Origin of the sequence: Tangfeifania diversioriginum (genome assembly GCF_900141875.1) — a bacterium.
GTDB lineage: Bacteria > Bacteroidota > Bacteroidia > Bacteroidales > Prolixibacteraceae > Tangfeifania > Tangfeifania diversioriginum.
In genome coordinates this window covers 1-14,246 of the sequence record NZ_FQZE01000052.1, presented here as the reverse complement: position 1 = coordinate 14,246, position 14,246 = coordinate 1, and the positions used below count along the sequence as shown (strand labels likewise).

13 protein-coding genes are annotated in these 14,246 nt (G+C 41.8%); 5 read left to right on the top strand and 8 right to left on the bottom strand.

The features are described 5' to 3' along the window. Positions 1–563: 563 nt before the first annotated feature. Genes BUC07_RS19620 through rlmN form a run of 3 tightly spaced genes read right to left on the bottom strand, consistent with a single transcriptional unit; the run spans position 564 to position 2,628 of the window. Entirely contained in the window at positions 564–752 is a 189-nt protein-coding gene (locus BUC07_RS19620; RefSeq protein WP_073173892.1) for a helix-turn-helix domain-containing protein, read from the bottom strand. A gap of 3 nt (positions 753–755) precedes the next feature. Then, the gene (locus tag BUC07_RS19615) at positions 756–1,535 is read right to left on the bottom strand and encodes a hypothetical protein (protein WP_073173890.1); all 780 of its coding nucleotides are present in this window, start codon (positions 1,533–1,535) and stop codon (positions 756–758) included. Between the two features lie 52 nt (positions 1,536–1,587). After that, on the bottom strand, positions 1,588–2,628 hold the full coding sequence (gene rlmN, locus BUC07_RS19610; RefSeq protein ID WP_073173887.1) for a dual-specificity RNA methyltransferase RlmN: 1,041 nt from the start codon (positions 2,626–2,628) through the stop codon (positions 1,588–1,590). A 259-nt stretch (positions 2,629–2,887) separates the two neighbouring features. Here rlmN and BUC07_RS19605 point away from each other — a divergent pair, with 259 nt between their 5' ends. Then, positions 2,888–3,430 (top strand): hypothetical protein, encoded by a 543-nt coding sequence (locus BUC07_RS19605; protein WP_073173885.1) that lies wholly within the window; start codon positions 2,888–2,890, stop codon positions 3,428–3,430. A 362-nt stretch (positions 3,431–3,792) separates the two neighbouring features. Further along, entirely contained in the window at positions 3,793–4,326 is a 534-nt protein-coding gene (locus BUC07_RS19600) for a hypothetical protein (RefSeq protein ID WP_073173883.1), read from the top strand. A 93-nt stretch (positions 4,327–4,419) separates the two neighbouring features. Here the strand turns inward: BUC07_RS19600 and kbl are convergent, their stop codons facing one another. Further along, the gene (gene kbl / locus BUC07_RS19595; RefSeq protein ID WP_073173881.1) at positions 4,420–5,607 is read right to left on the bottom strand and encodes a glycine C-acetyltransferase; all 1,188 of its coding nucleotides are present in this window, start codon (positions 5,605–5,607) and stop codon (positions 4,420–4,422) included. A 220-nt stretch (positions 5,608–5,827) separates the two neighbouring features. On the opposite strand from kbl, the gene gltX reads away from it, so the two are divergent. Continuing rightward, on the top strand, positions 5,828–7,357 hold the full coding sequence (gene gltX / locus BUC07_RS19590; RefSeq protein WP_073173879.1) for a glutamate--tRNA ligase: 1,530 nt from the start codon (positions 5,828–5,830) through the stop codon (positions 7,355–7,357). 91 nt (positions 7,358–7,448) lie between these two features. Further along, positions 7,449–7,754 carry a phospholipase D-like domain-containing protein gene (locus BUC07_RS19585; protein WP_073173877.1) on the top strand — a complete coding sequence of 102 codons (306 nt, stop codon included), beginning with the start codon at positions 7,449–7,451 and terminating at the stop codon, positions 7,752–7,754. A 5-nt stretch (positions 7,755–7,759) separates the two neighbouring features. Here the strand turns inward: BUC07_RS19585 and BUC07_RS19580 are convergent, their stop codons facing one another. The 3 genes from BUC07_RS19580 to BUC07_RS19570 form a co-directional block, all read right to left on the bottom strand. After that, entirely contained in the window at positions 7,760–8,200 is a 441-nt protein-coding gene (locus BUC07_RS19580; protein WP_073173875.1) for a type II toxin-antitoxin system VapC family toxin, read from the bottom strand. Further along, positions 8,181–8,447, bottom strand: coding sequence for a DUF6364 family protein (locus BUC07_RS19575; RefSeq protein ID WP_073173873.1), 267 nt, complete (start codon positions 8,445–8,447; stop codon positions 8,181–8,183). The genes BUC07_RS19580 and BUC07_RS19575 overlap by 20 nt, the downstream gene beginning before the upstream one ends. 453 nt (positions 8,448–8,900) lie before the next feature. After that, a complete protein-coding gene (locus BUC07_RS19570) occupies positions 8,901–11,594 on the bottom strand; it encodes a DEAD/DEAH box helicase (RefSeq protein WP_139279665.1) in 2,694 nt (897 codons plus the stop codon). Positions 11,595–12,070: 476 nt separating this feature from the next. Here BUC07_RS19570 and BUC07_RS19565 point away from each other — a divergent pair, with 476 nt between their 5' ends. Next, positions 12,071–13,684, top strand: coding sequence for an ABC-F family ATP-binding cassette domain-containing protein (locus BUC07_RS19565; protein WP_073173868.1), 1,614 nt, complete (start codon positions 12,071–12,073; stop codon positions 13,682–13,684). Positions 13,685–13,864: 180 nt separating this feature from the next. On the opposite strand, the gene BUC07_RS19560 is transcribed toward BUC07_RS19565, so the two are convergent. Continuing rightward, positions 13,865–14,077 carry a hypothetical protein gene (locus tag BUC07_RS19560; RefSeq protein ID WP_073173866.1) on the bottom strand — a complete coding sequence of 71 codons (213 nt, stop codon included), beginning with the start codon at positions 14,075–14,077 and terminating at the stop codon, positions 13,865–13,867. Positions 14,078–14,246 lie beyond the last annotated feature (169 nt).

The following is a 14,246-nucleotide window of genomic DNA, read 5'->3' as shown; positions in this document are numbered from 1 at the left end:
TCATAGTTTTAATTTTAAATTTGAAATTGCCGTGCCCGGTTGACTAATTACATATTAGGTGGTCTACCTTACGATTTCTAAATAATCAATTATCGGATCACCGTCAACCAGAGCCAGACTGAACGAGGTTATAATATAACAGTGTTAAAAACGGCCTCAACTGCACGGCATCTCAAACTTAATGTATTTATATAAGAGGAAAAAGCCACTTTTGGAGAGACTGAACTATTCATAAATTTTAAAAATATGAATAAAGTTCAGGTTAATCCCGACTTAGATGAAGTTGAACTTTTAAAAAAAAGTTTTACTGAATCTTAGTCGTCCCGATAGTCATCGGGAGAGATAGGGATTATTTGTGAATAATCCGGGTTAGATTTTTCTCAGTTTCTAATTAAGTATAAATGTCGTTTAGTTAGTTAATTTTATTTGGTTGACGTTGTCAGGAGCTTCGCACGCTGACAAGTCTATGGTTTTGAACCTGTCAACGTCAACAGACTTGACAGCGTTAACTAAACGACATTGAATTAAGTATTCTAATTGCAACAGCAGGCTGGTAAAGCATTTTACAAATAATCGGCAAACTTATCGTCGAAATGCTGGTTGAACCACTTGTCGATTACCGTTTTTTTAAACCGCCACTCCTTTCCCAGTTTCGCGGCAGGTATTTTATTGTTTTGCGCCCAGGTATAAATAGTCTGGGGCTTTACTTTCAGGTATTTTGCAACTTCTTCAAGTGTCATTATTTCATCCATAACTTAATCTTCCAAAAAATATGAAAAATCTGCTGTATCTTTTTGTTCAGCCGCGGGCTGGTTAGTTTCTGTTTTGTTTGAATCGTATTCTTCGGCATTCTGCCCGGAAAATAGCTGGTCGAAGGAATATACAATGGCCGTGTAAAAATTGCCCTGGTATTTACGGAACAATTTAAAATCCTCGTTTTTATCGCCGAGGAATGGACGCAGGTTCCACGAAAGCTGGATGCCGACAAACGCCAGGATAACAATCCACACTTTAAAAACCGTTACGCCAATCTGCGGATAAACATTCTTTTTGTCGCAGGCAAATTTCAGGGCCTCCAGTATCAGTTTCATTCCAAAAAACCCGGCAAAAATAAAAACCACCACATGCAAAAGTTGCAGAAAATGGTAGTTGTTTCCCGTAATTTGAAAGAAAATAATTACCGGAACAAACGACAACGTAATGGTTGAAGCCAGCACAAAACCACTCAAAACAATTCCCACCATCTTTCGGAAACTCATTTTTGACCCCAGAACCTGCTGAATTATAAAAAACGAGGGGAAACAAATAAGTAAAGTTGTAATAAAAAGCACCATCATTTTAAGCCCGGCAACCAGCGCCTGCAATGCACTGTGGTAGCTGCCCATTACAAGCCCGTAAATAAACCCGAAAAGGCAAATAATAAGCAGTTGCTTAAAAATCAACCGGTTCGATTGCTTGCTGTTAATCTCAGCAAAATAGGATTCTTTGTCTTGCAGTACATAAAACACTTCCCTGATTCTTTTGAAAGTTGTCATGGTTTTTTGATTTTCTACTAAAATTAAGAAATATTTTATTGTTTTGCAATTTTTATTGCTGTTTTTTATTGTTTGCTGATAAAAGTTCCTTAGTAGAAAGCAATCCGCATGCAGCGTAAATATCCTGTCCGCGGGAAGCGCGGATGGTAGTAAAAATTCCCTTTTGATTGAGTTCGTCTTTAAAACGCTGAATGGTTTCTTCGCCCGGGCTTTTCAGCGGGGTGCCCGGCACGGGATGAAAACGAATCAGATTGATGCGGCATTTCAGCCCACTGAGCAAACGGGTCAACTCTTTCACATGGCGCGGAGAATCGTTCAAACCTCCAAACATAATATATTCGAACGACACACGGCGTTGCCGGCCAAAATCCCAGTTTTTAATTTCAGCAATCACTTCTTCAATAGGGTAAGCCACTTCCACAGGCATCAAATTGCGGCGTTCGTTGTTAAACGGAGTGTGCAAACTGACTGCGAGATGCGCTTCGCTTTCCTCCAAAAACTTCAGCATGGCCGGAATTATTCCAATTGTTGAAACTGTAATCCGGCGGGGGCTCATGGCAAATCCCCAGCCGGCAGTAAGAATTTCAATGCTTTTCAGCACCTCATCGAGATTATCGAACGGTTCGCCCATGCCCATGTAAACAATGTTGGAAACTTCATTGGCTTCGTCGATGCTTTTGATTTGATTCACAATTTCGCCGGCCGTAAGTTGCCCCTGGAAACCCTGTTTGCCGGTCATGCAAAACAGGCAACCCATTTTGCAGCCCACCTGCGAACTCACGCAAACTGTGTTACGCTCGCGTTCGGGAATCATGGCCGTTTCAATAAATTTCTGCTGAAACGTGGGGAACAGGTATTTTTTGGTACCGTCGGTACTGCCCTGGATTTTTGACGGCGCTGTCAGCCCGAACTCATACTTTTCGTTGATCAGCTCACGCGCTTTTTTGGAAAGATTGGTCATTTCGTCAACTGACGAAATTTCCTTTTTGTAGAGCCAGTCGGCAATTTGCCTGGCTGTGAATTTTGGCAAACCGAGCTCTGCTGCAACTCCCTGCAATTCAGTCAATGTTTTTCCAAAAAGCTTTTCCTTCATAATGAATAATTTGGTGCAAAGATAGGGGAATTTCAAACTAATCCGTTAAAAGCAAAATTGGTTTTCTCCGGGAAAAAAGTAATCGGTGATTTTCAGACTCCAAAATTCATTATTGGCTAATAACCAAATTCACATCTTGTATTTTTTTGATAAAAAGAAAGTTACAAAATACCGAATTTAAAATAAGTGGCGTAAAATTTTGAATTCACCATATTTTTCACTAACATCATAAGAGTAATTTGAATAAAAAAAAACAATTATGGGAATATTAAAATCACTATTTGGAAAGCCGGGAAAACCGGTACAAAATGCAATTATTTATATTGAACCCGAAGAAAGCGACATTCCGGTTGCGTTTCAAAAAACCGGCAAAGCGGGTGGTGCCACTTTTGCCCACCTGAACAAAGGTATGTACCGGATTATTATGGCACTGCCACCCCAAAAAGGAAAACTGGCAAACGAAAGCGAAGACCTGCCTGATGATTTACATGTTGGCTATCACAAAGACAAAAATATTTACTTTGTGAGAGAACCGGGTGGTTTTTTTACTATCCGTTTTTCGAATCTGAAAAATCTTTATGATGATAACATCACACCCTTGTATGAAACCGACAAAAATGATCCCGGCCGTTTGGTAGTGGGTAAATTTGAAGCTGACGGAAAATTCGGGAGCGTCACCATGAAAGTTTCGGCACTTACGGAAAAATCGTTTGAAAAACTGATTGAGAGATACGCTGAAGATGTAAAAATGGTCATCATCAGAAACGAAGCACCTGTAATTACTGAAGAAGAAGATGATTAGCTATTGCATAGTTCAACCAATACATTTCCAGTAATTTAAATTAAATGAATTCCTGCATACATACCTAAAAAGTAAATCTCCCGCTGATTGCGCTGATTTTCGCAGAAATTTATAAAAAATCAGCGTTTATCTGCGGTATCTGCGGGAAATCAACAAAATATTCATTAATGGGGGTACACATACGGACAATCATATAAATTAAAAAACTCAAAGTTTATAACTGCATAAAAACTTCACTGCTTTTATTCATTTTGGGTATTCTTTCTATCAATGAATTTCTGTTTACCCCGGGCGAAATAGTTCCGGGTGCCGAGGTTTCCCTGGAAATGGGAACCCTCAAAAAAGTGAAGTAAAACCATTTTATGAAACAACTACTATTCATAATTATTATAATTTTTCCGTTTTGGACAAGCCAGCGTGCCTCTTTTGTCAATATCTATCTTGAATCGGGCACAGGAAGGGGAACTGTGGCTTTTCAGCAAACCGGCCAAAAAGGAATGGTTTCGTTCGAGTATCTCGATGCGGGCTCGTATTATTTGCTTGTTGAATTTCCGCAACAACGGGGCAAATGGATTGAAGAAAAACCCCGGCAAAGCACAATGACAAAAGCAGCTTATGCCCCCGGCAAAAAAACCTACTACTACCAGGGAACCGAAGGTTATTTTTCAATAAAATTCAGGGGATTACGAAAAATTGACTCTGAAAATTTCCGGCCAGTGTTTAGTGAAATAAGGTCGGAAGACGGAATAAAAATTAACGTGGCGCAATTTCAAACGCACAGAAAAAACGGACAGATAAAAATTCGAGTCAAAAAACTTACGGCCGGCCAGTTTAAACGAAAAGCCGAAAAAGCAGAACAGGATATTTCCACGCTCTCGATTCAGGGGATAAAATAATTCTGCTTTGACAGATTTTTTTGTACCAACAAAAAGCACCGCCCCGAAGGACGGTGCTAACTGTTTTTTTCAAATTCATCAAAACAGAAATAACTAAATAATTTTCAGCTCTTTCCCTACTTTTATAAATGCCTCAACTGTTTTGTCGATTTGTTGGGTAGTATGTGCGGCAGAAAGCTGCACTCTGATTCTGGCCTTTCCTTTTGGAACAACCGGGTAAACAAAACCAATTACATAAACGCCTTCTTTCAGCAACTCATCGGCAAATTTCACCGCCAGCGGGGCATCGTAGATCATCACAGGCACAATGGCAGTGTCGCCTTTCACCAAATCAAACCCGGCAGCCTCCATTTTTTTGCGGAAATGCTTGGCATTGGCCATGGTTTTTGCCGGAAGATCGCTCGATTCAGAAAGCATGTCGATAACTTTCAGCGTAGCGCCAACGGTTGCCGGTGCCAGCGTATTTGAAAACAGGTACGGTCGCGAACGCTGACGCAGCATGTCAATAATTTCTTTCCGGCCTGAAGTACAGCCGCCGTTTCCGCCACCCATCGCTTTACCAAAAGTGGTAGTGATGATATCAATTTTCCCGAGCAGCCCGTAATGTTCGGCTGTGCCACGGCCCGTTTTTCCGATGTACCCGGTAGCATGCGAATCGTCCACCATTACCATCGCATCATACTTATCGGCCAGTTCCACAATTTCAGGAAGGTTGGCCAGATCGCCGTCCATTGAAAAAACGCCGTCGGTAACTATGAGCCGGTATTTGGCTTCCGAAGCATCTTTCAGGCACTGTTCCAGTTCTTCCATATTGGAATGTTTGTAGCGAAAACGCTGCGCTTTGCACAGGCGCACCCCATCGATAATAGAAGCATGGTTCAATTCGTCGGAAATTATTGCTGATTCGGGCCCGAGCAACGGCTCAAAAACTCCGCCGTTGGCATCGAAACAGGCACAATACAAAATGGTATCTTCAGTGCCCAAAAATTCAGACACCTTTTCTTCCAATTCTTTATGAATCTGCTGAGTTCCGCAGATAAATCGCACCGATGAAAGACCGAATCCCCAGTCATTCATAATATCCTGTGCTGCTTTTACAACTTCAGGATGATTGGCCAGACCGAGGTAGTTGTTGGCGCAAAAATTCAATACTGTTTGCCCCCCTCCTACTTCAATTTCAGAACTTTGCGATGAAGTAATAATCCGTTCTGTTTTGTATAACCCCTGTTCTTTCAGTTCTTCGAGATTGTTTTGAAGGTCTTGTTTTATTTTTCCGTACATTTTTTATTCGTTTAAAGATTCAAATTTCAAATTAAAGTAAAATAGGCAGTTGGCAAAATGCAGTAGGCAAATTGGGCTACCGCCTCGGTTTCTAATTTCTCACCCGTTACAAAATAAAACAAATCAGCCGAAACAAACATTGATAAAATACAGCGTTGATTGCAAAATTATACATTCCCTCAATTTCTCCTATCTTTGCACCAAATTCAAAAAATAAGCAATGAACAATCAAAAAATACGGGTGCGGTTTGCACCAAGTCCAACCGGGCCGCTGCACATGGGCGGTGTGAGAACCGCTTTGTTTAACTACCTGTTTGCCAAAAAACACGGTGGTGACTTTATTCTGCGTATTGAAGACACCGACCAGAACCGGTTTGTACCCGGCGCACAGGAATACATTGAAGAAAGCCTCGAATGGTGCGGACTGATTCCCGATGAAGGCCCGAAAGCAGGAGGAGACTTTGGGCCTTATCGCCAAAGCGACCGCAAGGAATTGTATGAAAAATATGCCGATCAACTGGTTAAAGCGGGTTGGGCGTACATTGCTTTTGATACGCCAGAAGAGATGGAACAGCTCCGTAAAAATGCCGAAGCCAAAAAAGAAACATTTTCGTACGGTATTTCTACCCGGGACACTTTAAATAACTCATTGAATTTGCCGGCAGAAGAAGTTAAACAAAAAATTGCCGCCGGTGAAAAATATGTCATTCGGTTTAAAATGCCTGAAAATGAAAATGTAACAGACAATGATATCATCCGCGGAGAAGTTACTTTCAGCACCAACATCCTCGACGACAAGGTGCTGTTTAAATCCGACGGAATGCCAACTTATCATCTGGCCAATGTGGTGGATGATCATTTAATGGAAATTACCCACGTCATCCGCGGCGAAGAGTGGCTGTCGTCAATGCCCTTGCACGTGATGCTTTACAAAGCGCTGGGTTGGGAAAATACCAAACCCAAATTTGCGCACCTGCCACTCATTTTAAAACCGCAGGGCAAAGGGAAGCTCAGCAAACGTGACGGTGACAAAATGGGATTCCCGGTTTTCCCGCTGGAATGGAAAGACCCAAAAACCGGTGCGATTTCGATAGGTTACCGCGAAGAAGGATATTTTCCGGAGGCGTTTGTTAACCTGCTGGCAATGCTGGGCTGGAACCCCGGAACCGAGCAGGAATTTTTCACGCTGGAAGAACTCACTGAACAGTTTGATTTAAGCCGCGTGGTGAAATCCGGCTCGCGATTCAATCCTGAAAAAGCCAAGTGGTTCAACAATCACTATTTTCAGCAAAAAACGAAAAAAGAACTGGCCGCACTTTTCAAACCCCTTCTGGAAGAAAAAGGAATTTCGGCCGATAATAAAAAATTGGAACGTATTGTTGCTGAAGTAAAAGAGCGCTGCGAGTTTGTGTCCGACCTGTGGAACCAGAGCTACTACTTTTTTGTGGCCCCCGAAGTTTACGACGAGAAAACCATAAAAAAGCGCTGGAAGGAAGATACTCCTGAAAAACTTTCAGAAATAATCAACGTTTTTGAATCGGTTGAAAAGTGGGAAGCGGCTTCAATCAAAGAACAGTTTTCCGCTTTCATGAATGAAAAAGAGTGGGGTTTTGGCGCGGTAATGAACCCGCTGCGGCTTTGCCTGGTGGGCGGAAACATGGGGCCTGATTTGTTTGCGATTTGCGAAATACTGGGGAAAGAGGAAACAATTTCAAGGATTAAAAAAGGAATTGAAAATATTGGCAATTAGTTTTTTTATCCACGAAAATTTAAAGTTGCATTTTAACCCCCATTTTTCATAAAAAAAGGAGTTTGTTACCAAACGAAGGACGCAGCAAATCATGCGTAATTTGGAACCTGCCCTTGCCAAAAAAGTGAAAGTTATTGTGGTAACCCGTTCGGTGGAAGACTTCCAAAACAAAGATTTAACCGCCTGGAAAGAAGCAACCAAACATATAGAAACTTCTGGCATTCACCTGGTTTACAAACCGAACATTCATCAAAAATTTGCTATCATCGACCAAAAAATTGTTTGGTACGGTAGTATTAATCTGCTCAGCTACGGCAGCGCCGAAGAAAGCATGATGCGGATTGAGAGCAATAAAATTGCGTATGAGTTGATGGGAAGTTTGGAGAAAATAGCTTAAACCATTTATTTGAATAGCGCAATAAAATCAGCTGGACGATAAACAAGTAAGGATGATTTGGAGAAATCTGAAATATTATTGGTAAGAATCACATCCATTTTGTTGGTTTCTGCGAGTGAATTTATCAGCGCATCTTCAAAATCAGAAAAATTGGAAACAAATGCCTTGTGGATCGTTTCATCGGTGGTATGTAACAACTTCGTAAATTTTAAAAGCTTTTGAATCGCATTTTTGGCTACTTGTTTATCAATTTTCATGGAGCTGTTCAGGATATAATAAACAGTATCGATGGAAAATGCAGGCACAAAAACTTCACTTTTATTTTGAATAAAAACAGCAAACAATTCCTTTTTGGTTTCGGGCGAAAGCGAGCGATTTACAATAATATCGATGCAAACATTAACATCCAGTAAAACCCTTTTAATTTTATTCGGAACGGCTGGCATACATTTCGTCTCTTAATGTTTTGTAATCTTTTTTTTGCAGTTCATCATTTACTTCAATGCCGTCAAGTAACGAATCCAATTCCCCTGGCAATTTATAATCCGTTTCAGCATTTTGTCTTTCCAGTTTTATCAGATTCTGCAGGTAGTTCTCAACAATGCCGGAAACGGTCAGACCTCTTTTTTGTGCATAAGCCTTAATTTGCTTTTTTAACGAAGCATTGTGCAAGCTTAACGTTATTTTTTCCATTATACTACTATTTTTTCAATATCTATACCACCAAAATTAAAATAAATGATTTGAAATGCAAAACCGGTTGCATAATCTATCGGCCTTATCGGGTGCACAACAAATGCAATAATGTTATGAGCCACTGAAAAAATGGATTTTTACACCGTGGCTTCAGCCCGGTGAACAGAGAGAGTCAAAAACAAAAGGGCTTTAGCCGTTAAAGGAATTAAATGCTAAAGCCGCAAAAGACACTGAGAAAGATAATCACCAGGCTAAAGCGCCGGTGAAAAAAAGAATGAATGCTCTGGATCGCTTTATAAATCGTGGAATTTGTCGTACACCAGCCCTATCCAACCACTGACTATTGTTACAGATGCCTGAAAAATGCAAAATCTACCATACAATCCTCTCAGCAATAGTTTTGCCTGTGTTCCCTTTACGCGCTCAGCGGATCGAACCGCTAAGCCCCTTTCACACCGGCAGCTTAAATTTCATGGTCACCTCGCCGGTTTCTTTGTTTACTTCTATTTTTTGGCCTTCCATGCCCATCTCTTTCCCGGTGGCCATTTTAAACAAGCCTGAAAGGAACTGCATTCCGTTGTTCATTACCTGCTCCATATCTTCAGCACTGGCATTCCCGCCCTGGCCGTTACCACCGGTGGTTTCTGCGGGAGCTGTGGCAGGGTCTTCCTGTGGTTCGGCAGCGTCTTCGGAGAGGTCGATTTCGTCGGTTGGTTTTTGTATGGCAACCTTCTCCTGCAAGATCCCGGGTTCTTCCGCGACTTCGGGTTTCTCCAAATTTTCCGGTTCGGTTTCTTCAATTTCATTCACAAATTCTTCTAATTGCTGAATAAACTGCGAGCGTCCTTTGGTGCTGAAATCCACAAAATTGGTTTGCCCGCTTTCGCCCAGCACGCCATCAAAAAGGCTCTGTTTTACCAGCAAGCCCGAGGCAATTTTCATTTCGATGGAGTTGCGTGTGATGAAATTATAAATGGTAAGTTTATTGCTTTTCTGCCCAATCCGGTCGATGCGGCCAATGCGCTGGTTCTTTTTGGCCGGGTTCCACGGAAGTTCAAAATTGATAAGTGTGTCGGCCACCTGAAGATTCAACCCCGATCCGCCTGCTTCGGTCGATAAAAATATTTTGTATTGCGGGTTGGTTTCAAATTTGCGAATGAGTTCGCCACGCGATTTTACAGGTATTTTGCCGTTCAGCTCCACAAATCCGATGTTGTTTTCGCGGAGGATTTTCCCGATGAGCTTGTGTACTTTAATCCACTCCGAAAAAATGATGATTTTGGTATCGCGGTTGGGCACATCTAATTTTTCAATGAGAATATGCTGCAACTCTTCCAGTTTTGGCGATTCGTTGGTTTCGTCGTCAATCAGGTAAGTGGAATCGCAAACCATACGCATGCTGGCCAGCAGCAGTTGCATTTTTTGCATGTCGTATGGCGTCATAAATTTTTTGCGCAGGATGGCAGCAATCCCGCTGGCATACGAACCGTGATAATCGGCCTGTAGCGGCGAAAGCTCCACCGGAATGTCGTGTTGCTGAAGATGAGGCAACTGATCGATTACTTTACGCTTTTCGCGCCGGAGCAATATTTTTTCCAGTTTTTTATTGAGTTTTTGAAGGTTATAGTAACCGTTTATTTTATTGTGGCGGTTGGGATCGAACAGGCAGTGCTGGTACGAGAACTCCCAAAGCGGCCCGAGGAATTGGGGATCGAGGATACCCATCACCGAAAAAATATCGATGAGCCGGTTTTCGATGGGCGTGCCGGTAATGGCCAGTTTATGCTTGGCCTCCAACCGTTTCAGCGACGCGGCAGTTTTTGTTTCGTAGTTTTTGGCGCGTTGTGCTTCGTCGAGAATCAAAAAATCGATGCCGGCACTGTTGATGGCCATTTGGTCGCGCAGCACGGTTTCGTAATTCACGATGAAAAAGAAATGTTCACTGCTTTTGTATTGTGCAATTCGCTCGTCGGGAAATCCCTGCACTACCAGCGCTTTTTCGTCCGAAAATTTCTCCACCTCTTTTTTCCACTGCTCTTTCAGCGATGCCGGGCATACCACCAGTGTTTTTTCAAACCCGAAAATTCGCTTTTTCAGGATGGCGGTGGCAATGGCCTGAATGGTTTTTCCCAGCCCCATTTCATCCGCAATAATGGCGTTTTTGCGAAACAGTGCAAACTCGACGCCTTCTTTCTGATAAGGATAGAGATCGGCATTTATCATACTGTAATCAGGGATGTGTTGATCGCGAAGACTCAACAGCATCTCTTGCTCAAAAGCTGCTTCCACTTTTTCGGCCACCTCTGGACGGATGCGGATGTGCGGAAAATCAGCAGCTTCCTCGATAAACTTCAGGAATCCGGTAATTTGAGCATCTTCTATGCAACTGGCATTTTTAAAATACCTTGAAATCAGCAGTTGCTCGTCAACCGGAAGTTTGTGCGGGTAGTACCAGGTAATTTTATAATCGTTGAGCGGGTCACAAAATACTTCCACAAACGGGTATGTTTTACCCAATCGGTTGTAAAGCGTTTTGTTTTCTTTTAGTTTTCTGAATGCAAACATGATGTGCTTGGTAGTACCCAGCTTGTTAAGTTTAGCGTCCATGCTGTCGCTGTACCCGGTTTCGCTTTCAAAATCACGCAGGAACACTTTGTATTTTACCCCTCTTTCGTTGGTCAGGATGTGGTCGCCATAAATATTACCGGCCCACTTGATGCGGTATTCCGCCTTATCCGCTTTTTGCCGCCGCTCGGTTAGCACCCGCTTAATCATTCCCTGACGGGAATATTTTTTATGCTCCAGATGCTCTTTTGGATTAAGCAGTTGCGTTTCGCTTTCTACCTGCAAAAGACAAGCATACGCGTACTTGTCCCACTCAACCGGGTCGTTGCCGCAATACGGATAAATTGCGCCGGTTTCTGATACAGCGTCATCCTCTTCCGGCAATTCAATATTGAGGGAGTATTCATCTATTTCATTTTCCCGTTCATCGACCACAATCAGATCAAAGCGCGATACCGACTGCGCCAGCATCTGGCACTGCCCGTTGTTAAAAATGATTTCGCCCAATGCCTGTTCCTGTGGGCTGAGTATAGTTTGCAATTTCTTTTTTTGTGCGGAAACGACCTTTTTTATTTGCATCGGTATAACAATTTTTAATGAATCTGAATTCAAAATTTAAAAACAAGTAAAATGAATGGATAATATTAAAACATTTGTGTTTCTGCGTACGCAAAAAACAGGGAGCTTTTATGAAATTTTTTCAACAATGTAAAAAAAAAAAAACAGCAACCAGTTGTTCATCTCACCGCTGCCGCGCGACTGCCATACAGTGATTCCTTCAGAGCATCGCGTGGTGCTATTTTGCAACAATTACATTATCTAAAAATCCCTTCTCCCCTTCACAATCGTTGGCACTGCTATACAAATAATCCCTATCTCTCCCGATGACTATCGGGACGACTAAGATTCAGTAATCCCGATTCTCGGGACAACTTCAATGTTATCAATTTTCGGAATTCAATTTTTTGGCGTAGTAAAACCATTTTAATCACTACGTTTGCACACCTTTTTTTTCAGAAAAGAAAAAGGGAACAGTTTTAAATCAATTTATACGGATGATTACAGTTGCAGATTTAAAGATACAGTTTGGGAAGAGAGTGCTATTTCAGGATGTGAACCTGAAATTTACTGCAGGAAACTGCTACGGTATTATTGGTGCAAACGGGGCAGGTAAATCAACTTTTTTGAAAGCCATTTCAGGTGAAATTGACGCCACTTCAGGCCAAATTAGTTTGGGATCCGGTGAGCGCCTTTCAGTACTGAGCCAAAATCACTTTGCCTTTGATGAAGATTTGGTCATTCACGCCGTGATGAAAGGGCACGAACAACTTTGGGATTTAATACAGGAGAAGGAAGCGTTGTATGCCAAGCCCGATTTTTCGGATGAGGACGGGATGAAAGCCGCCGACCTTGAACAAAAATTTGGTGAAATGGATGGCTGGAACGCCGAAAGCGATGCTGCAATTTTGTTAAGCAACCTGGGAGTTAACGAGGAATATCATTACACGCAGATGAAGGACATGAGCGGAAAACAGAAGGTGCGGATTTTACTGGCCCAGGCACTTTTTGGAAAACCGGACAACCTGCTGCTCGATGAACCCACAAACGACCTCGATTTGGAAACTGTTTCGTGGCTCGAAAATTACCTTTCAGATTATGAAAATACAGTGTTGGTGGTTTCGCACGACCGTCACTTTCTGGATGCTGTCAGCACACATACTGTCGATATCGATTACGGAAAAATAAAATTATTTGCCGGAAATTACAGCTTCTGGTACCAGAGCAGCCAGTTGGCGCTGCGGCAACAAAAAGCACAGAACAAAAAAGCTGAAGAGAAAAAAGCCGAATTACAGGAGTTCATTTCCCGTTTTAGTGCAAACGTAAAAAAATCGAAGCAGGCCACCAGCCGCAAAAAAATGATTGAGAAACTCAATATCGAAGAAATTGAGCCGTCAACCCGGAAATACCCGGGCATTATTTTCACCCCGGAACGTGAAGCGGGCGATAAAATCCTCGATGTGCACGGACTGAGCGCCAGCATTGATGGTACCGTGCTTTTTAAAGATGTTGAATTTGTGGCAAATAAAGGGGATAAAATCATTTTTCTGTCTAAAGACCCCCGGGCAATGACGACACTTTTCGAAATCATCAACGGAAAAAAACAAGCCGATTCAGGCACTTTTCAATGGGGACAAACCATCACGTCGGCCTGGTTACCTTTGGATAATGCTGATTTTTTCCGAAGCGATCTGAGTCTCTTCGACTGGTTTTGCCAGTTTACCAACGACACCACCGATTATTACATCATGAGCTACCTCGGGAAAATGTTATTTGCCCGCGATGAGGTACATAAAAAAGTGGAAGTATTGTCGGGCGGTGAAAAAATGCGCTGCATGATTTCAAAAATGATGCTGCTCAATCCAAACGCATTGATTCTCGACACCCCCACCAATCACTTAGATTTGGAATCGATTCAGGCGTTTAACAACAACCTGGTAAAATACCCGGGAAACGTTTTCATGTCGTCGCACGACCACGAATTTATACAATCCACCTGCAACCGCATCATCGAACTCACGCCAAATGGCATCATCGACAAATTGATGGATTATGATGATTATGTTTCGGATGATGGGATTAAGGAGCTGAGGGAGAAAATGTACCGGTAAAACTGCTGCGGATTTAGTCAATGCCCAGTTGAAACCTAATTGCTTCAACAATCATTTTTTGAAGTACTACTTCATATCGCTTCCTTATCTGAATACTGGAAGTCATTTTTTATTTCATCTCATTATAATTGTTAATTTTTAAATGTATTCGATGTAACCACATGAAAATCACAATGTTACTCATTTGTGAATAATTTTATCCATGGTCGTTTCTTCTATGTCAGAATTAAAAAGAGGATCAGATGAAGCTTTTTTGAGCAACTGATTTTTTTTACTTCTTTCAGTTTCAGCTTCCTCCACAATTACACGGATTTTTTTTAACTGACCTGAATTTTTTGGGAAGTTTGATCGTAGTTCATTGTTGCTAATTTCGCATGTTTTTTCGAATGTCATCTTTTAAAATTTTCTCAAAGTTTCAAAAAAACCAGTAAGAAATCAAGCAGTTTTTGTCGGTCAGGATGTAAGTTAAGGTTTGCTGAAAAACAATATTAACAATTGATTGTCAATAAATTACATACAAAAAAGTCACACAATTTAGCTTCAAAGTGCAAACAAAATATTA

What these genes read in the sequence shown, in the direction of transcription:
- BUC07_RS19620 (WP_073173892.1), bottom strand. Translation starts at nt 752, where the DNA reads ATGGATGAAATAATGACACTTGAAGAAGTTGCAAAATACCTGAAAGTA.
- BUC07_RS19615 (WP_073173890.1), bottom strand. Translation starts at nt 1,535, where the DNA reads ATGACAACTTTCAAAAGAATCAGGGAAGTGTTTTATGTACTGCAAGAC.
- rlmN (WP_073173887.1), bottom strand. Translation starts at nt 2,628, where the DNA reads ATGAAGGAAAAGCTTTTTGGAAAAACATTGACTGAATTGCAGGGAGTT.
- BUC07_RS19605 (WP_073173885.1), top strand. Translation starts at nt 2,888, where the DNA reads ATGGGAATATTAAAATCACTATTTGGAAAGCCGGGAAAACCGGTACAA.
- BUC07_RS19600 (WP_073173883.1), top strand. Translation starts at nt 3,793, where the DNA reads ATGAAACAACTACTATTCATAATTATTATAATTTTTCCGTTTTGGACA.
- kbl (WP_073173881.1), bottom strand. Translation starts at nt 5,607, where the DNA reads ATGTACGGAAAAATAAAACAAGACCTTCAAAACAATCTCGAAGAACTG.
- gltX (WP_073173879.1), top strand. Translation starts at nt 5,828, where the DNA reads ATGAACAATCAAAAAATACGGGTGCGGTTTGCACCAAGTCCAACCGGG.
- BUC07_RS19585 (WP_073173877.1), top strand. Translation starts at nt 7,449, where the DNA reads ATGCGTAATTTGGAACCTGCCCTTGCCAAAAAAGTGAAAGTTATTGTG.
- BUC07_RS19580 (WP_073173875.1), bottom strand. Translation starts at nt 8,200, where the DNA reads ATGCCAGCCGTTCCGAATAAAATTAAAAGGGTTTTACTGGATGTTAAT.
- BUC07_RS19575 (WP_073173873.1), bottom strand. Translation starts at nt 8,447, where the DNA reads ATGGAAAAAATAACGTTAAGCTTGCACAATGCTTCGTTAAAAAAGCAA.
- BUC07_RS19570 (WP_139279665.1), bottom strand. Translation starts at nt 11,594, where the DNA reads ATGCAAATAAAAAAGGTCGTTTCCGCACAAAAAAAGAAATTGCAAACT.
- BUC07_RS19565 (WP_073173868.1), top strand. Translation starts at nt 12,071, where the DNA reads ATGATTACAGTTGCAGATTTAAAGATACAGTTTGGGAAGAGAGTGCTA.
- BUC07_RS19560 (WP_073173866.1), bottom strand. Translation starts at nt 14,077, where the DNA reads ATGACATTCGAAAAAACATGCGAAATTAGCAACAATGAACTACGATCA.